At 35.5% G+C, this 18,329-nt stretch carries 20 protein-coding genes and 1 other RNA gene; 4 read left to right on the top strand and 17 right to left on the bottom strand.

The window, feature by feature from the left end; all coding sequences use genetic code 11:
- Positions 1 to 125 precede the first annotated feature (125 nt).
- From J2786_RS06800 to atpD, 3 genes are all read right to left on the bottom strand, one after another.
- Positions 126 to 944 carry a hypothetical protein gene (locus J2786_RS06800; RefSeq protein WP_047429973.1) on the bottom strand — a complete coding sequence of 273 codons (819 nt, stop codon included), beginning with the start codon at positions 942 to 944 and terminating at the stop codon, positions 126 to 128.
- An 80-nt stretch (positions 945 to 1,024) separates the two neighbouring features.
- Positions 1,025 to 1,306 (bottom strand): FoF1 ATP synthase subunit delta/epsilon, encoded by a 282-nt coding sequence (locus J2786_RS06805; RefSeq protein WP_047429970.1) that lies wholly within the window; start codon positions 1,304 to 1,306, stop codon positions 1,025 to 1,027.
- 88 nt (positions 1,307 to 1,394) lie between these two features.
- Complete coding sequence (atpD, locus tag J2786_RS06810; protein WP_034697748.1) at positions 1,395 to 2,903, bottom strand: F0F1 ATP synthase subunit beta; 1,509 nt, start codon at positions 2,901 to 2,903, stop codon at positions 1,395 to 1,397.
- A gap of 287 nt (positions 2,904 to 3,190) precedes the next feature.
- Between atpD and J2786_RS06815 the strand changes: the two genes are divergently transcribed.
- On the top strand, positions 3,191 to 4,117 hold the full coding sequence (locus J2786_RS06815; protein WP_047429967.1) for a bifunctional riboflavin kinase/FAD synthetase: 927 nt from the start codon (positions 3,191 to 3,193) through the stop codon (positions 4,115 to 4,117).
- Complete coding sequence (locus J2786_RS06820) at positions 4,101 to 5,150, top strand: acyltransferase family protein (RefSeq protein WP_047429964.1); 1,050 nt, start codon at positions 4,101 to 4,103, stop codon at positions 5,148 to 5,150. Before J2786_RS06815 ends, J2786_RS06820 begins: the two co-directional genes overlap by 17 nt.
- A 9-nt stretch (positions 5,151 to 5,159) precedes the next feature.
- Here the strand turns inward: J2786_RS06820 and J2786_RS06825 are convergent, their stop codons facing one another.
- Both J2786_RS06825 and J2786_RS06830 read right to left on the bottom strand, forming a co-directional pair.
- Complete coding sequence (locus J2786_RS06825) at positions 5,160 to 5,651, bottom strand: hypothetical protein (RefSeq protein WP_047429962.1); 492 nt, start codon at positions 5,649 to 5,651, stop codon at positions 5,160 to 5,162.
- 82 nt (positions 5,652 to 5,733) lie between these two features.
- Positions 5,734 to 6,087 (bottom strand): MmcQ/YjbR family DNA-binding protein, encoded by a 354-nt coding sequence (locus J2786_RS06830; RefSeq protein ID WP_047433219.1) that lies wholly within the window; start codon positions 6,085 to 6,087, stop codon positions 5,734 to 5,736.
- A 114-nt stretch (positions 6,088 to 6,201) separates the two neighbouring features.
- On the opposite strand from J2786_RS06830, the gene J2786_RS06835 reads away from it, so the two are divergent.
- The gene (locus tag J2786_RS06835; RefSeq protein WP_047429959.1) at positions 6,202 to 6,858 is read left to right on the top strand and encodes an NAD(P)H-binding protein; all 657 of its coding nucleotides are present in this window, start codon (positions 6,202 to 6,204) and stop codon (positions 6,856 to 6,858) included.
- Between the two features lie 90 nt (positions 6,859 to 6,948).
- Here the strand turns inward: J2786_RS06835 and J2786_RS06840 are convergent, their stop codons facing one another.
- From J2786_RS06840 to J2786_RS06895, 12 genes are all read right to left on the bottom strand, one after another.
- On the bottom strand, positions 6,949 to 7,464 hold the full coding sequence (locus tag J2786_RS06840; RefSeq protein WP_310024398.1) for a VOC family protein: 516 nt from the start codon (positions 7,462 to 7,464) through the stop codon (positions 6,949 to 6,951).
- Between the two features lie 74 nt (positions 7,465 to 7,538).
- Complete coding sequence (locus tag J2786_RS06845; RefSeq protein WP_047429956.1) at positions 7,539 to 8,114, bottom strand: glutathione peroxidase; 576 nt, start codon at positions 8,112 to 8,114, stop codon at positions 7,539 to 7,541.
- A gap of 34 nt (positions 8,115 to 8,148) precedes the next feature.
- On the bottom strand, positions 8,149 to 8,811 hold the full coding sequence (locus J2786_RS06850) for a hypothetical protein (RefSeq protein ID WP_047429954.1): 663 nt from the start codon (positions 8,809 to 8,811) through the stop codon (positions 8,149 to 8,151).
- 81 nt (positions 8,812 to 8,892) lie between these two features.
- Complete coding sequence (gene kdsB / locus J2786_RS06855; protein ID WP_047429951.1) at positions 8,893 to 9,615, bottom strand: 3-deoxy-manno-octulosonate cytidylyltransferase; 723 nt, start codon at positions 9,613 to 9,615, stop codon at positions 8,893 to 8,895.
- A 140-nt stretch (positions 9,616 to 9,755) separates the two neighbouring features.
- A complete protein-coding gene (locus J2786_RS06860) occupies positions 9,756 to 10,742 on the bottom strand; it encodes a phosphatase PAP2 family protein (protein ID WP_052186946.1) in 987 nt (328 codons plus the stop codon).
- A gap of 245 nt (positions 10,743 to 10,987) precedes the next feature.
- On the bottom strand, positions 10,988 to 12,241 hold the full coding sequence (locus J2786_RS06865) for a pyridoxal phosphate-dependent aminotransferase (RefSeq protein ID WP_047429949.1): 1,254 nt from the start codon (positions 12,239 to 12,241) through the stop codon (positions 10,988 to 10,990).
- 22 nt (positions 12,242 to 12,263) lie between these two features.
- Positions 12,264 to 13,175: a hypothetical protein gene (locus J2786_RS06870; protein ID WP_052186944.1), complete on the bottom strand. Its 912-nt coding sequence runs from the start codon at positions 13,173 to 13,175 to the stop codon at positions 12,264 to 12,266.
- A gap of 17 nt (positions 13,176 to 13,192) precedes the next feature.
- Positions 13,193 to 14,908, bottom strand: coding sequence for a phospho-sugar mutase (locus J2786_RS06875; protein ID WP_047429946.1), 1,716 nt, complete (start codon positions 14,906 to 14,908; stop codon positions 13,193 to 13,195).
- 63 nt (positions 14,909 to 14,971) lie between these two features.
- Positions 14,972 to 15,673: a GIN domain-containing protein gene (locus J2786_RS06880; protein WP_310024404.1), complete on the bottom strand. Its 702-nt coding sequence runs from the start codon at positions 15,671 to 15,673 to the stop codon at positions 14,972 to 14,974.
- Positions 15,674 to 15,860: 187 nt separating this feature from the next.
- Positions 15,861 to 16,250, bottom strand: a complete 390-nt coding sequence (locus J2786_RS06885) for a hypothetical protein (protein WP_047429941.1) — start codon at positions 16,248 to 16,250, stop codon at positions 15,861 to 15,863.
- Between the two features lie 213 nt (positions 16,251 to 16,463).
- A complete protein-coding gene (locus J2786_RS06890; RefSeq protein ID WP_047429937.1) occupies positions 16,464 to 17,414 on the bottom strand; it encodes a glycosyltransferase family 2 protein in 951 nt (316 codons plus the stop codon).
- 16 nt (positions 17,415 to 17,430) lie between these two features.
- Positions 17,431 to 18,033 carry a DUF4199 domain-containing protein gene (locus tag J2786_RS06895; protein ID WP_034697710.1) on the bottom strand — a complete coding sequence of 201 codons (603 nt, stop codon included), beginning with the start codon at positions 18,031 to 18,033 and terminating at the stop codon, positions 17,431 to 17,433.
- 131 nt (positions 18,034 to 18,164) lie between these two features.
- On the opposite strand from J2786_RS06895, the gene ffs reads away from it, so the two are divergent.
- Positions 18,165 to 18,262, top strand: an RNA gene (ffs, locus tag J2786_RS06900) — signal recognition particle sRNA small type.
- Positions 18,263 to 18,329 lie beyond the last annotated feature (67 nt).

Genomic DNA, 18,329 nt, shown 5'->3' on the forward strand with positions numbered 1-18,329 from the left:
TTTGACGGGGTGGTTGATAAAGACTAACGAGGTCCTTATAAGTTTCGGCTAAAGCCGGATGAATTTGATCTATAATAAAAAAACGGGCTAAAGCCCGTTCCTATTGATATAAAAATATATTTCTTTTAATTAGGGGTTTCTTTTGTTACAGTCCCAACCGACACTTTCTCCTGTACTTTAATAAAATTGGGGTCCATAATGGCCATACGTTCAGCTAATGCTTTATAGGTTGGGAATTTTAAAATAGAAGCTCTCCCGGACATTTCCTTGTATATGGTAAAAGATTTTCCACCTGCTGTCTTTAACTGTTTTGTGGTCGTAATATATCTTCCGATAAGCTTACTTTTAGCGTCATAGATCTCAATATCTATAGAGGTCTTATCCATGATGGTATCTTCCGAACCGAAGCTTACGGGTAAATTGGTAAAATATCCTACCGGAACGCCATTACTAAGGATCTCTCCTACTTTATTGACCTCAATATTCATCTTATCAATTTTCTTTCGGATGGCATACGCATCTTTCGTTTTAGCATCCAGCTTTCTTTTAGGTACATTGGAAAAAAGCTCATCAAGATTTTTAACATTGATCCCTTTGTTATCAATTATTTTAAGATCCTTAACTGATGTAAAGACTGCAGATTTTTCTTCTCCGGAAAATGCAGAAGGTGATGAGTAATCAATCTCAATTGTTTTCTCCCGGTTATAGACTCTATTGATGCTGATATAGCTGTCGCGAACAGAGTCAACGATGCTTTTATCAATGAATTTTATAGTATACATCGGAGTCTCCTTCAGATCCATAAACGTATATTCGCTGGATTTGTTGGAGAGCTTAGCTACCGGAATGCCGTCAAGATTAATAATCCCTCTCTTGGTTTTGATATTCTGAGCATGGAGGAAAACACCCAGAACTGTAAAGAATATGATTATGCCTTTCTTCATACCATCAGACTTTTACCTAAATAAAAAAAGTGTAACACAAAGTTACACTTTCTTGAAAATATATTTAGCTTTTCATTTAATTATTCACAAAGGATAATTCCTTTATTATGATTAAATTCTACAACACCGCTTTTGATAGCATAAGCAAAAACAGAGTCTTTTCCGGATTCTTTAGTGAAGTTTTTAGCATAAGCCTCATCAATAGAATTAGCAAAAAGCTTTACATCACCTCCGATTAAAGAAGAAACAATTCCTGCGTGGTTTTTCATGATGTGAAATTCACCATTTTTTCCAGGCAATAATACTGAATCTACCTCTCCTTCAAAAACTACGTATTCTGGTGTTAAAATTTTTATATTCATTTTAATTTAGATTTGAAGATTTCAGATTTCAGATTTCAGACAACCTTAAAGTCTCATGTCTTGTATCTGTTATCTTTATGTCTAATTATTAAGCGTTTTCAGCTAACATTTTTTGTCCTGCTTCGATAGCTTCTTCGATGGTTCCTTTCAAGTTGAAAGCTGCTTCTGGTAAGTGATCTAATTCACCATCCATAATCATGTTGAATCCTTTGATTGTATCTTTGATATCTACCAATGATCCTGGAATACCTGTAAACTGTTCTGCTACGTGGAAAGGCTGAGATAAGAATCTCTGAACTTTTCTTGCACGGTATACAACAGCTTTATCTTCTTCAGAAAGTTCTTCCATACCAAGGATTGCGATGATATCCTGAAGAGCTTTATATCTTTGAAGGATTTCTTTTACTCTTTGAGCACAGTTGTAGTGATCATTACCTAAAATTTCAGGGTTTAGGATTCTGGAAGTAGAAGAAAGTGGATCTACCGCTGGATAGATACCTAATGAAGCAATCTTTCTGTCAAGTACTGTAGTTGCATCCAAGTGAGCAAACGTAGTTGCAGGAGCCGGGTCAGTTAAGTCATCCGCAGGTACGTATACCGCCTGTACTGAAGTAATTGAACCATTTTTAGTTGAAGTAATTCTTTCCTGCATCGCACCCATTTCAGAAGCTAGCGTTGGTTGGTAACCTACCGCTGATGGCATACGACCAAGAAGTGCAGATACCTCAGAACCAGCCTGTGTAAAACGGAAGATGTTGTCTACGAAGAAAAGTACGTCTCTACCTTGTCCGCTTTCTCCACCATCTCTGTAGTACTCAGCTAATGTAAGACCAGAAAGTGCTACTCTAGCTCTTGCACCTGGCGGCTCGTTCATCTGTCCGAAAACGAATGCAGCTTTTGAATCTTTCATAGCTTCTAAGTCTACTTTAGAAAGATCCCAACCTCCGTTTTCCATAGAGTGCATGAAATCATCACCATATTTGATAATACCTGATTCCAACATCTCTCTCAAAAGGTCATTTCCTTCTCTCGTTCTTTCACCTACTCCGGCGAATACAGAAAGACCACCGTGTCCTTTTGCAATATTGTTAATCAACTCCTGAATCAATACTGTTTTACCTACACCGGCACCACCGAACAATCCAATTTTACCTCCTTTTGCATAAGGCTCAACTAGGTCGATTACTTTAATACCTGTAAATAAAACTTCTGCTGAAGTTGATAATTGATCAAATTTTGGAGCTGGTCTGTGAATTGGAAGACCACCATCCTTAGAAATATCTTGAAGTCCATCGATAGCATCACCAACAACGTTGAATAGTCTTCCGTTTACAGCCTCTCCGATTGGCATCATAATAGGATTTCCATATCCAATTACGTCTTGCCCTCTTTTAAGACCGTCAGTAGCGTCCATTGCGATACATCTTACTGTATCTTCGCCAATATGTTGTTCTACCTCTAAAACTACTTTTTCACCGTTTTCTTTTGTAATTTCTAACGCGTCATAGATTGCTGGAACAGCTTCCACATCTGTGAAGACAACGTCGATTACCGGACCAATAATTTGAGAAATTTTACCTTTAATTTGGTTTGCCATTGCTAAATTTTTTCTTGGTGCAAATATAGTGATTCTTCATAAACCCGCAATTGGTAAAAAAAAGATTTTTATCATGCTTTTCAGGATATGAATGAGTTTATCATTTAATGCGTAGAATTCAATATTTATCATTATATTTAACAGCAAAATTGCAATTCGGACATTTGTTATTATTATAGTATAATATAATGTAGGATATTTTTCAAAATTTTCATTTTCAAATTTTCAGATTCCCTCCGTTACATTAAAAATAAAGGTTTTATATTTGCAATCAAAATTTTTCCGTTTTGAAAGTTTTCAAGAATTTTACAGATTACTCCTCACAGAAGCCTTTAGCATTATCTTTAGGAATGTTTGACGGGGTACATCTAGGGCACAAGAGTATTATCGATGAACTGGCTAAAATAGGCACAGAAAACAACCTGGAAACTGCAATCCTTACTTTCTGGCCTCATCCAAGATTTGTTTTCAATCCGAATGAAGATTTAAAGCTTCTGAATACACTGGAAGAAAAGAAACAGCTGGTAGAAAAATATGGCATTGATAATTTGTTCCTGAAAGAATTTGATGAAGAATTCAGAAACCTTACGGGAGAGGAATTTGTACGTGAGATTTTAGTTGATCAACTGAATGTAAAGTACCTTATTATAGGATACGATCATTCTTTCGGAAAAAATAAAAGCGGAAATTTTGAGCTTCTTCAGAAATTATCAAAAGAACTTGATTTTGAAGTAGAGCAAATGGAAGCTATCAATATTCATGAAAATAATATCAGTTCCACGAAAGTACGTAATGCACTTTTAGCAGGAAATGTTAAAGAGGCCAACGAAATGTTGGGATACTCCTACTCTGTTTCCGGAACTGTAGTTCATGGGAAAAAGATTGGGAGAACCATTGGATATCCGACAGCAAATATTGATACTGAATCCATCAAGCTACTGCCTAAAAAGGGAGCTTATATTGTTGAAGTATTCGTAAAGGGCAACCAGTACAAAGGTATGCTGAGCATCGGAACCAATCCGACGGTAAATGGAGAAAAACTAACTGTGGAGGTTTATATCCTTAATTTTGATGATGATATCTATGATGAAAAGATTACGGTAAGTTTCAGGGATTTTCTTCATGATGAAATCAAATTTGAAGGTCTTGACAAGTTGATTGAAAGACTGGATGAGGATAAAAGATTAACACAGATATATGATTTCAAGGAGTAATAATTTTGACTTTCTAAGGCTTGTTTTTGCAAGTTTTGTTGTCATTTCCCATTCCTATGCTCTTTCAGGGTCGTCTCACGGTGACCCTCTGTCACAACTTACCAACGGCCAGATGGAATTTTCTTATCTGGGAGTTCACGGTTTTTTTATTATCTCAGGATACTTAATTTTTAAAAGTCTGCTGCGCTGCAAAGGTCTTCCTGATTTTTACTGGAAAAGGCTTCTAAGACTTTTTCCGGCATTGTTAGTTGTACTTTTTCTTACCGTTTTACTGGCTCCTTTTGTGTATGAAAGTTCTGTACCTTATTTACAGAACGCTTCTGTATACACTTATATCCCACAAAATATTACTTTATTTTTTCGTCAGAAAGGTATCGACGGCGTTTTTGAAAACAATCCCTACAAGCACAGCATTAATGGAAGTTTGTGGACTATATGCTATGAATTCAGCATGTACGTCATGGTTTCACTGCTGTTCTTTATCCGGGAAAAAACATTTGTGAAAACCGCTGTCATTCTGTTATTTATATCAAGTTATGTTTTAAGCATCTTCTATCCTTATTTTCTTTACGGATTATTGCTCAAGTTGGCATTGGGAACTAATCACTTTTATAATCTGATGTGCTTTTTTACCGGAGGAATGATCATGGCTTATCTGAATACCAGTAAAAGAACAGAAAACATCCTCATTATAGTTTCTTTCGCTGTTCTTATTGCCAGTGTTTATTTAAATATTAATCAGTATACCTCCTATATTACTCTGCCTCTGCTGGTAATTCTTCTTGGAAAGAGCTCTACCCCATATCTTAATAAAGTTGGAGAGACTATTGGGGATACTTCCTATGGGATTTATATTTATTCTTTCCCTATACAGCAGACATTGATGTATTTCTTTAAACTGGATACAGCTATGTTATTTATATTTTCATTACCGCTATCTATCCTGTTGGGATATGCTTCCTGGCATCTTATTGAAAAGAAAGCATTAGAATATAAAGATTTACTAACGAAAAGGGCTATTCTCACGGAATAGCCTTTTGGTTTATTTTAATACTTTTAAGTAGATTTTCTGGGTTTCATTATTCAGTTTTACATTCGGGAACTGTTTATCATAATCAATAAAGATATCTCCTTTTTCATCTGCTTTTCCGTTTCCATCAGAATCCCAGCTTACGGTTATATAGTATTTTGCAGGGCCGGAAGGTTTTGGATTAATCTTATTTTCTGCATCTTTCGGTATTGGCAGGTTGATGGTAAAAGGTATTGATTTCTGTTCATATTCCTGTTCTGTAATTAAAGAAGCAGGAGCATCGGCCAGCTTTTCATCCATTCCATATAAGCTGACTTTGAGCCGTGCATTTTTAATGGTAAATGGGTCTGTCCCTGAAAATTCTATTGTAAGAGTTTCGGGAGATTTTTCAGAGGCCGATACAGCAACTGTGCTTTTTTCCGTAGTGTTCTTATTTACCGGCTTGGTACAGCCTGACAACATGAATGCGCCTACTGCTAAGAATAATAAAAGGTGATTTCTCATTTGTTATTTATTTTATTAATGTTAAATATATTATTTCACCGGTAATAGATAACAAATTCCGTTCCTCAATTTATTTTATGTACTATAATGAATTGACTTCATTCTGAGCTTTTTTAGTCAGGGATTTAAAAACAAGATCATAGGACTGATCAATAAGTTTAAAGATCAGATCTCTTTTCAATCCATCAACAGTTACAGAATTCCAGTGGGTCTTATTCATGTGATAAGCGCCTGTAATCTGAGGATATTGCTCACGAAGCTCTGCGCTCCATTCAGGATCTGTTTTTACATTAATGGCCAACGGCTGTCTCTCAAGTCCCATCAGTAAAAACATTTTGGTGTCTACTTTCATTACAAGAGTTTCATTATCAAACGGAAAACTTTCCGTAACTCCTTTTTTGGCAAGACAGTAATCTAAAATTTCGTTGGCATCCATATCAATATGAGTAATGAGTGATAAGTAATGGGTAATGATCAAATTAATTCTTGAATCTTTGATTCAAATTTAGTAAATTTAAGAAAGAAATAATCTCACAAAACCACAATTATTATGAAAGCTCTGGTAATAGGTGCTACAGGTGCCACAGGAAAAGATCTTGTCCGTCAGTTATTGAATGACAAGGAGTTTGATGAAGTGGATATCTTTGTAAGAAAGCCTGTTGATATTCAAAATGATAAACTAAAAGTTCATATAGTGAATTTTGAAAAACCGGAGGAATGGAAAGATATGGTGAAAGGAGATGTGGCGTTTTCGTGTCTGGGAACAACTTTAAAGGATGCCGGAAGCAAAGAAGCCCAGAAAAAAGTAGACTTTGACTACCAATATGAGTTTGCAAAAGCTGCGAAAGACAATGAAGTGGAAGATTATATTCTGGTCTCAGCTTACGGAGCAAATCCCCAGTCTAAGATTTTCTATTCCAAAATGAAGGGCGAACTGGAAGAAGCTGTCAAACAACTGCACTTCAATAAGATCACTATTTTTAAGCCGGGAATGCTTGAACGAAAAGACTCTGAAAGAACCGGAGAGGTTTTGGGGAGCCGCATTATCAAATTCGCTAATAAACTGGGGTTATTAGAAAGTCAAAAACCTCTGCCGACCGATATTCTGGCAAAGGCCATGATCAATTCTTCAAAAATAAAGAGCAATGGGTATTCCAGTATCAAACTGGGGAATATTTTTTGTTTTGCGGAGAAGAGTAATGAATAATTCGGGATGCAAGATACGAGGTAATGTGGTTCATGTTAAAAATGAAAACCTTTTTAGTAATTTCCCGAAAACCTACCCATCATCTATTACCTATTTTGTTGTTTTGCTGCCCATTTTTTGTCCTAATTTTTCATATTCAATATCGTTAGGTTCCCATAGCTCTATTTTATTACCTTCAATATCCATGATATGGACAAATTTACCATATTCATAAGTTTCAATTGTATCAACGATGTTTACATTCTCTTTTTTTAGCTGTTCTACCAGTTTTTCAAGATTTTCCACCCTGTAATTGATCATGAAATCTTTTTCAGAAGGTTGAAAATATTTTGTCTTTTCACTGAAAGGACTCCACTGGCTGAATCCTTTTTTAGAGTTATCAGCACCCTGAAACCATTCAAATACAGCTCCATACTGATTGGTGCTAAGTCCAAGATGATTTTCATACCATTCCCGCATTTTCTTAGGATCTTTGCACTTAAAAAAGATTCCGCCAATGCCGGTAACTCTTTTCATATCATAAGACTTGTTCTCTGTAACGGCCTTAAAGGCAAATCCTAACATAAAAGAAGCCAGGATACAAAGGGTAAAAATTACTTTTTTCATAGAGTATACTATTAGGATTTAAATAAAAAAAGTGGATGTAAACCACCCACTTGTAAAAATATAGTTTTTTATCTTTATTTCAGATATTTTGTAATAGCTTGATCAGTAGGCTTTGTAGTACTTACAAAAGAATCAATCAGTTTTCCGTTTTCATCCACCAGGAATTTGGTAAAGTTCCAAAGGATGCTTGTATTTTTTACTCCGTTCAATTCCTGTTCAGTCAGATATTTAAAGATGGGTGCGGTATCATCTCCTTTTACAGAAACTTTAGCGGCCATTGGGAATGTTACTCCATAATTTTTCTGGCAAAAAGCTCCGATTTCGGTATTGTTTCCAGGTTCCTGTCCTCCAAAATTATTAGCAGGAAATCCTATCACTACCAATTTATCTTTATATTGTTCATATACCTTTTCAAGATCTGCATACTGTGGTGTAAATCCACATTCTGAAGCAGTATTGACAATCAGGATTTTCTTTCCTTTAAAATCTGCAAAATTGATTTCTTTGCCATCAAGACCTTCTACTTTGAAGTCATATATTGTTTTTCCCATAAGTTCTGTAGTTTTAGCTTTAGAAATTTCACTTTTCTGGTTAGTGCAGCTTTGCAGAAATGCTATGAAAGAAAGCAGCAGTAAAAAAATCTTTTTCATGTCTTATAATTGTATGCAGAGAACTGCAGTTGAATTAAAACTTAAAAATATTAGCCGGAAATACTTTATTGATGTCTACTTTGTTTAGTAACATCACGTAATCTCCGTCTTTTTTAGCACTTGAAGATTCAATTCTGAAAGGCATAATAATATTTCCAACTTTTTTAAAATCAGAATAGATCAGCGTTTCATCTTTTTTCACTTCTTTGATCAACATATAAGTTTTTGTATCAAAATAATACATATTCTTATTTACATTCTTGGTAAGTTCTACCTTATGGCAGTAGATTTCTCCTACTTTTTCTTTTCCAAGGTATTTGGCATCAAATCCTTTATTTTCCCAATCAATGAAATCATTATCAAAGCTTTCCGGCACATATTCAGGATATTCCTGAAGCTTGTTGGCTGCATAATTCATTGCATAGCCTTTGGTGCCATCAAAACCTTCTATTGCGGTTTCTTTTCCGCCTGTAGTAATCAATGTTTTAGTAAGATTTGGACGTTGCTGAAAAATTCTTATCGGATATTCATCTTTAATTCCCAATATTACTTTTCCCTGAAGCAATACTGAGTTTAATAATTTCCAATTGGTTAAACCTCCGGATAATTCAATGTTCTTGTCAATAATTTCCTTTGCTGTCTGTCCGAATATCACATGCGAAAATATCAGTCCAAATACTAATAATAACTTCTTCATTAATTTTATTTATAGATTCAAATATAGGGGGATTTACGTAAAATTGCAAAAAGGCAAAATACAAAGATCAATTTGCTAATTTCAGATCAGTTTTCGGGCTTTTTCAAGATCTTCAGGAGTATCAATGCCTACTCCTACGAAATTGGTTTCTATCATTTTGATTTTCATTCCATATTCAAGGTACCGGATGCATTCAATCTTTTCGGATATTTCCAAAGGTTTCATAGCCAACTTAGAAAATTGCAGTAAGGCTTCTTTCCTGAAAGCATATACTCCAATATGTTTAAAATAACTTACATCATAAGAAATTTCTCTGTGAAAAGGGATTACAGAACGGCTAAAATATAAAGCAAAACCATTGTTATCAGTAATCACTTTTACATTATTAGGGTTTTCAATTTCTTCTTTTTCATGCAGTTGTATTTTTAAAGAAGCTAAAGATATTTCCTGTTGGTCATCATTTCTGAAAACTTCAATCAATTGCTGTAATGGCTCCAGCTTAAGGAAGGGTTCGTCTCCCTGAACATTGATCACAATATCGCAGTCTATGTTTTGCACTGCTTCAGCAATACGGTCGCTTCCGGTCTCGTGCTGCCCTGTCATTACGGCTTTACCACCATTTTTTACGATTTCATCAAAAATAATTTCAGAGTCTGTAGCAACAAATACTTCATCAAACAGCCCGGTTTCCACTACATTCTCATAGGTTGTGGTAATAACGGTTTTTTCTCCTAAAATCTGCATTAATTTCCCTGGAAAACGGCTTGCCTCATAACGTGCAGGGATAACAGCTATTATTTTCATTCAATACAATATTAAGTAATTCTTTTTAAATCAGGAGGTTTCATTCCGACATCTGTAAAAGTCCGAATAAATCCTTTATCCTGAGACCAAATGTAGTGAAAAGTATCTTATTTACTCTACAAAACAGAGATTTCAGCAGTTTAAAAAGAGAGTTTTACACCTACCATATTGTATTCCCATTGGCGGGATGCTACAAAATTGAGATTATATTTTGTTTTTCCAATAGTTCCTTCTGATGAAGTATACCTGCTTTTTGATATTGTTTTCCCTATAAAATATCCCATTAATAAGGCTAAAGGATAGTCTGAAGCCCAGTGAACTTTACTCTGCATCATTTGAAAGCATAATGCTCCTGCCAGCGTATATCCTACAGGTTTGATCCATTTTGCATCCGGATAGTTATCTGCTATCACCGTGATCCCAGCCATAAAGGTGGTTAAATGGCCTGAAGGCATTGCATCGTAATTCGAGGTATTTTTACTGAATGCAGAAAAGCTTGGAAACGGATTCCACGCCCCGCCTTTATGACCATATTCTTCTGCAATAAACGGGCTTTCTCTTCCTGTAATTCTTTTAAGGGTTTGGGTAAAAACTCCGGAAAGAATTAAACTTTCCATTAAACCACTGGCAGTTGCCTGGGCTCTGTAATCATTTTTTATCAATCCATAGGTTCCGAAACCAATCCCTAATAATACTAATGTAGATCCGTTACCGATCAGGTACAGTGTAGATCCGACATCTTTAGGAATTTTAAAAACACCTCCTACTTTGTGATAGTTGTTATCCTTATCCATTCCCCATTTTTCTGCCAGCTCTCTTGAATTGTCAATCAGTTTCTGATCAAATGGCAGGAGAATCAACGTCGCTGCAACAGCACCTCCCAGATAATACGCATGGTCTTTTGCTACAAAATCTTTATTGGTATTGATAAAGTTTCTGGGTAATTTGGTTACAAAATCCAATAATTTAGGCTTGGGATAAGTTCGGACAGATCCGTCCTTCAAGGTGTAAGTTTGTACTTTTGGCAGCTCAGCTTCTTTGGGAAGTTCCTGTACCTTCAATGTATCAACCTCTTGTGAGCATACCAGTATTGAAACTGGTAAGAGTAGAAATCTCAGTTTTTTCATCGTGTAATTTTCGACTTTATTATATTCAGGTGTGTAAAAGCCTCAAAGATAATTCCTTGTTAAGTATCTTACAAAATGATTATTTAACTTTTAATATTTATTTAATTTTTTGAAAAGTAAATGTAACTTTAATTCAACTATTTGATAAAAAAACGCTTCGACTCTGCTCAGCGTGACACATTACTTATTCTGGGTTTAATGATGTCATGCCGGACAGAGTCGAAGCATATGTTTTTATGTGAAGACTACTTTAAATTGTTCAAAGCACTTTCCAGTTTTGGAAGCATTACTTTGATCTCATCTACAGCCAATCCTCCTACAGAAGCACGGAACCAAGGTTCTGATTTTTCTTCTCCGAAAGCTGAGAATGGTACTAAAGCCACTCCTGCGTCATTAATCAGATAAAATACCAGGTCTGAAGAGTTTTCAATGACTGTTCCATCTGGTTTTGTTTTTCCAATATAGTCTAATTTAATAGTAAGGTAAAGAGCTCCCATTGGTTCAATGCTGTCTACTGAAAGTCCTTTTCCTTTTAGATCCTGAACTCCGTTGTGAAGAACTTTTAAGCTTTCTTCAAGTTTACCTTTAAAATCCTCAACGAAAGTATCTACATTTTCTGAATTTTCATAGAATTTAGCGGTTGCTTCCTGCTCTGGTTTTGGTGCCCATGCTCCAACGTGGGTAAGAAGCGCTTTCATTTTGTCCAGAATATGTGAAGGCCCGAATCCCCATCCTACACGTACTCCTGTTGCTGCAAGGCATTTTGAAATACCGTCGATATAGATTGTATAATCTTTCATTTCAGGGAAAAGAGAAACCGGATCTACATGCTCAGCCCCAAAAGTAAGGCAAGAATAGATCTGGTCATACATTAGGTATAACGGTTTTTCATCTGCTCCTCTTTTTTTGTTTTCAGCGATCACCAGTTCGCAGATCTCAGAAAGCTGTTCTTTTGTAAACATGGTTCCTGTAGGGTTCAATGGAGAACATAAAGCTAACAATACTGCTCCATCCAAATGCGGTCTTAAATCATCTGCAGTTGGAAGAAAGTTGGTTTCTGGTTTTGTTTTCACTTCTACAGCGTTGGCAGAAGTAAGATAAGCATAGTGATTGTTGTTCCATGATGGTGTAGGATACACAACTTTATCTCCTTCGTCTACAATTGTTTTGTATACAGCATAGATCAATGGTCTTGATCCTGCAGTAATCAAAATATCTTCTGGAGAATAATCAAGATTCCATCTTTTTTTCAGGTCTTTGGAAACTTCTTTTCTTAAAGATAAAAGTCCGTTGGCAGGCGGATAGTTTGTCAGATTATTCTGATATGCTTTCTGAATCTCTTCCTTCAGTAATGCTGGAATAGGATAGATATTAGAATTCAGATCACCAATAGTAAGATTGGCAATTTCCGCTCCTTTTGCTTTTAGATCATTTACTTCGTTACCAATTTTTACAATTTCAGAACCGATCAGGTTCGCTGCTAATTTTGAAACTTTCACTTTTTCTTATTTTAAATTTATATTATCGTTCTCCATGAATCTTCTCATCTATTTGATCTACCGGTGTTTGTGCATCAAAAAGAGTCATGATCTCTTTTGCTTTTTTGGCTGTATAGGAATTCGGATATTTTTTGATCATCCTGTTGAATTCCGCTCTGTTTTCATCATTTAGTTTTCCGGTTCCTTTGTCCATGTCTCTTTCATAGGTTGGCGTGTTATCCATTCCCAAAAGATAATCAGACAAATATATTTTATAGTCCTGTCTGACAGCCTTTATAAGATTGCTCTCAGGGTATTTGTTCATAAAGTTTTCCCAGAACATAAGCCTGTCTCCCAGCTGTTCCCAGCTAATTATTAATCCAGCATCAGCTGCATAATTGGATTCACTTTCTTTATCAGTCTGTGAAATATAGACTTCATAATCAGGAGTTACTTTATTCTTAAACAAGGATGAATAATATCCCGGAATGGTCCATATTTCAGTCATTCCTTCTCCTACTTCCCTGAACTCAAGACCTGCTTTCTTCAATTCCGAAGCTATTTTTTTAACATTGTCCGGCAAGTTGTACTGATCCTTATCGTAATTATAATAATTCACATATTTATCCAGAACATCAGTATGAAGGTTCATCAGACACTCTGTATACTTTCCTCTTATTTTTAAATAATCTTCGTATACTTTGTCATTCTGCTCCGGACTGTTTCCAGCCATCTCTTTTTCAATTTTGGTGCGGTACCACTGAAGAGATGTGATGTAATCTTCCGTTTTGCTGGTAGATGAACAGGTTGTGTCTATTGGTTTATACTGATCTTCTCTGGATTCAGTCTGAACAATCGAATCGTTTACCTGTTTTACTTCTGAAACTGCAGTTTCCTTTTTACAGGAAACTACAGCTGCAGAGAGTATGCATATTGCTATAATTTTTTTTATCATCTGCTGTTTTCAGAGTATTAATCCAGCTTCAAATCTGTTTTAACGGCCCCTATTTTAGCTTCCAATGATTTTAATTTGTCTCTGAAATCTGCTTCTGAAGTAATGGAATCCTTCACTGAAACATAGAACTTGATTTTTGGCTCTGTTCCTGAAGGTCTTACGCATACTTTTGTTCCATCCTGGGTGTAATAGATCAATACGTTAGATTTGGGAATATCATTCATTACTTTTTTCTCGTTGGTAGAAACGGTAAGGCTTGTCTGTTCTTTGAAATCCTTTACTTCTTCTACTAATGATCCCGCCAGCTCTTTTGGAGGGTTTTCACGGAAGTTTTTCATCATATTCTGAATTTCTTCAGCGCCTTCTTTTCCTTTTCTTACGATATTGATTAATCCTTCGTAATACATTCCAAGATCCTCATAGATCTCAATCATGTATTGATACATTGTTTTTCCGTTGGCTTTGCACCATGCTGCAATTTCACAAGCTAAAAGAATACTTCCACAAGAGTCTTTATCACGAACGAAATCTCCGGTCATAAATCCGAAACTTTCCTCACCACCACATACAAATTTCTGAGTTCCTTCTGCTTCACGGATCATTTTTCCAATCCATTTGAATCCGGTAAGACCTACTTTGCATTCTACCCCGAATTTCTGTGCAATATCAAAGAAGATATCTGAAGTTACGATCGTAGAACCAATGAATTCTTTTCCGGTAATTCTTTCCTGTTTTCTCCATTCATTCAGGATGTAGTAAGTAAGGATTGTGTTGGTTTGGTTACCGTTCAGTAATTGCATTTCACCGTCAAGATTTCTTACTGCAATACCTAATCTGTCTCCGTCCGGATCTGTTCCGATCACGATATCTGCATTGGTAATTCTTGCCAGATCCATTGCCATTTCCAGTGCTGCAGGCTCCTCCGGGTTTGGAGAGTCTACTGTTGGGAAATTTCCGCTTGGGATCATTTGTTCTCTCACAAGATCCACTTTTTTGAATCCTGCTTTTTCAAGGGCTTTGGGAACAGTTGTATACGTTGTTCCGTGGATGGACGTGAAAACAATATTCAAATTTTCTTTACCAACATTCTGATAGGTAGAGTTTTCAATACATGCATCAATATACACATCATCCTGCTCCTCTCCGATCCATTCGATCAGATCATCATTTCCGTTGAATTTAATTTCTTCAAATTTTACAGAATATACTTCATTGATAATGGCTTCATCATTGGGTGGAACAATCTGTGCTCCATCATTCCAATATACTTTATAACCATTATATTCCGGCGGATTGTGAGAAGCTGTTAACACGATTCCTCCATTACATTTTTTGTCACGTACTGTGAAAGACAATTCAGGAGTCGGTCTGTGATCTTTGAAAAGCAATACTTTAATTCCGTTTGCCGTCAAAACATCTGCTACCAGTTTCCCGAATTCTTTTGAGTTATTACGAACATCATAAGCGATGGCCACTTTAATTTCTTCTCCTTTGAATTGCTGTAACATGTAGTTTGCCAATCCCTGGGTAGCCTGTCCTAATGTATATTTATTCAAGCGGTTGGTTCCTACTCCCATTATCCCACGCATTCCTCCTGTCCCGAATTCCAGTTCTCTGTAGAAAGAATCTTCCAGATCTGGGGAATTGCTATCGATCAACGTCTGTACAGCATCTCTCGTTTCTTTATCGAAGGTATCACTTAACCAAAGTTTCGCTTTTTCTAGTGTATTCATATTTATATGTTGTTCTTTTATAATTTGTAAAGTTCTTAGTTTCTAATTTAAATAATACTGTTTTTAATCCAGTTTTTTGTTTTCAACTTTCGTCGTCTTATCGATTTTGAACGCCCTGATCGGATCGTTGTAGTAAACAAATTTTGCTGTATTCTGGATATTTCCTTTCAAAGAATCTTTCACATTTACTTCTGCATAATTTCCGTTTTTAGAATCGATATTCAGATTGGTAATTTTCCAGTAAGGAGCAATTAAACTTGCTGTATCTGATATTTTTATAACAGCTTCTTTGGACAATCCCAGGAAATTAGCACGGCTTCTGTTCTGCATTTCCACTTCTGCTCTTCTGGTGTTGACAGATCCCATGAAACTTGCATTATTTTTCATACTGAGTCTGAAATTGTCTGTTTTGATTTCACTTGAAATGTTCACTTCAACAGAATCTGAAACAGCTACTTTTTCAAGGTTATATTTTGAATAAATCGTTACATTATAAAAATCTACACCTTTTGTACCTCTTTTTTCTTTGATGAAAAGTGTTTTGTCTTTTACATCCACATCCAGATTACTTGCCACATTCGAATAGGTTTCTATTTCTACAAAATTCTTTGGACCTTTAGCATAAAATACTCGGAATTTTCCTTCCAGATCAAGGTTTACGAACTCCGAAACATCCACATCTTTCTTTTCAATATTTCCTTTTGGAGAAACTTTTCCACAGGAAACTACTGCCAGCAGCATCAATGTGTATACAATTTTTTTCATATGTAATTTCAAATATTCTATATTATAATCGTAATGATTTTTACTGAAAATCTCTTAAAGCCCTTTTCATGCTTCTTACAGGACTTTCAATATTACTTTGAACAAAAATAGGATTAAAATTTCTAAAAATCTTTGTCTTTTGACAATAAAATACCTGATAATTTTCAATTTTTTGCTTTTCCTAAAGCTATTTCTTATTCGTCTTTTCTTTTACTTTTTTATAAAACCAGGTTTTAGGACTTCCTGCCATTGAAAATAAAAGCAGATAATTTTTACTTACGCTGGAAATTTTCATTGGGGTTACATTTTCGTCATCACTATACTTCATTTTCAACAGGTTACTATCTACCTGATAAATTCCGCTGTTCCCCATTGAGCTGAATGTTTTATCCCGATAAAATGTCAGAACTCCTGTTCCGTATCTGGAATTGTTTGTTTTATTTTTCAACGTATCCGTATTACGAATTTCACCATCATAAATATCAATAAACTCCCATGAACCGGAAAGTTTATTGGATGAACATGAAGCCATTAATAATAAAAGAAAATAAAAAAGTATGGGTTGGGTTTTAAACATTAAGTTAAAAGTTTTTATAAAATTACAAAAAGCACCCTGCTGACAGAGTGCTTTTTATGTATTGAAATTGGAGTGATTATTTAGCGTAACCACCCAGTCAAAAATTCTTTGAATTTTCGCCACCCCTCCAGAGGATGGGAATGGTCATACATCGACTAAAGATTTACATTAACAGATTATTTTCAGTATGTTTAACTGAATACCCCTCTGAATTTATATTACTTCGTCGATATTATAGTTCTTGTGCTCACGATTGGTTCTGATGATCATTTCTCCCAAGAATCCTGCGATAAAGAGAAGTGTTCCCATAATCATCATGGTTAATGCGATAAAGAACCATGGATTATTGGTGATTAAATGTCCGTAGATTCCTCTTGCCACATCAATCAGTTTAGAGATTCCCAGCCAAAGTGCTGAAAGGAAACCGACGATAAACATTAAAGTTCCTACTGCTCCGAAGAAATGCATTGGCCTTCCTCCAAAACGACTTACAAACCAAAGCGTTATCAAATCCAGAAAACCTCTTACAAATCTTTCTGTTCCGAATTTTGAAGTTCCGTAAGGTCTTGCCTGGTGCTGCACTTCTTTTTCGGTAATTCTTCTGAAACCCGCATTGGCAGCCAATACTGGGATATAACGGTGCATATCTCCGTACACATCAACCGATTTTACCACCTGTTTTTTATAGGCTTTCAGACCACAGTTGAAATCGTGAAGATAAACCCCTGAAACTTTTCTTGCTGCTGCATTGAATAATTTTGACGGAATATTTTTCGTCATTACATTATCAAAACGCTTCTTTTTCCAACCGGAAACGATATCATAATTATCATGAATTACCATATTATAGAGTTCCGGAATTTCTTCCGGGAAATCCTGTAAATCAGCATCCATTGTAATCACTACATCACCGTTTGTTCTTTCAAAGGCAGCATGAAGTGCCTGGGATTTTCCATAATTTCTGGAAAATTTAATAGCGTGGATCTGAGGATACTGAACTTTCATATTCTCAATAATGCTCCACGACAAATCCGTACTTCCGTCGTCTACAAACCAGATTTCATAAGATAAATTACTGGTTGTACACACTTTATCAATTCTTGAAAAAAGTTCTTCCAAAGAGTCTTCTTCGTTCAGTAACGGAATAACTATAGATAAATTCATTTAATTTTAATAAAAATTAGGCTTGATTGGTTTCTTCGGGCTGATGTATTGTTCTTGTTCTGAAAAATGCTCCGAAAAACACCGACAAAACTACGTAAAATATAAGAATTGCTGCAAAATATCCTGAAAAATGACTTGCGGTAAGCATGTCTTTTCCTTTAACTGCCTCAGGAGTGAAGCTTTGCAGTCTTTCCTTGTATTTCTGATCCAGCTCATCAATATCTTTCTGATGCTTGAGAATTTTTCTTGCAGAGGTATATTCTGTATCCAGTTCTGATTTTTGTCTCTGTACATATTGATAGTTCAGCAGGCTTTTAGCTGCAGGATCTACAAAGGTTAAAAACGCATAAATACTGAAAATGGAAAGAATTCCCCCGATGAACATCGGAACGAATGCTCTTTTGAAAGCTTCTTTGAATTTTACTACTCTGTGGTTGTTCCAAAACGATTTTACAGACCAGAAAGCAACTCCGGCATATAAAAGAGGTAAAACAAAAGCATTGGCTTTCAGGGAGATATCAAAATAATTGATTCCTGAAAAAAAAGTATATACTACAAAGAAAACGATCATTGTAGCAATAAAAAGTATAATTCCTAGTGTTGATGGACTTTTCGTCATATTTAAATTTTTAGAAAAAAGTTGAAAAATTTTCCCTCTAAATGTCAGGCGTTTAGCTTTACCACTGCATTTTTTCGACTAATTTTCTTTAATAAAGTTTTGAAGTTTATAAAATATTCCTACCTTTGCAACGGCAAGTCCTAAACAACCAGCTCCTGAGAATCCTCCAGGGTGGGAACGCAGCAAAGGTAATCGGTCGTAGCGGTGTGATTTAGGTAGCTTGCCATTTTTTTTTGTTTTAAAGTAAGAAGAGAGGTAATTTGATAATTATCTTTTTTTGTTTTTAATACCTTACG

The sequence above is a fragment of the Chryseobacterium vietnamense genome (genome assembly GCF_031454475.1).
GTDB classification, from domain to species: domain Bacteria; phylum Bacteroidota; class Bacteroidia; order Flavobacteriales; family Weeksellaceae; genus Chryseobacterium; species Chryseobacterium vietnamense.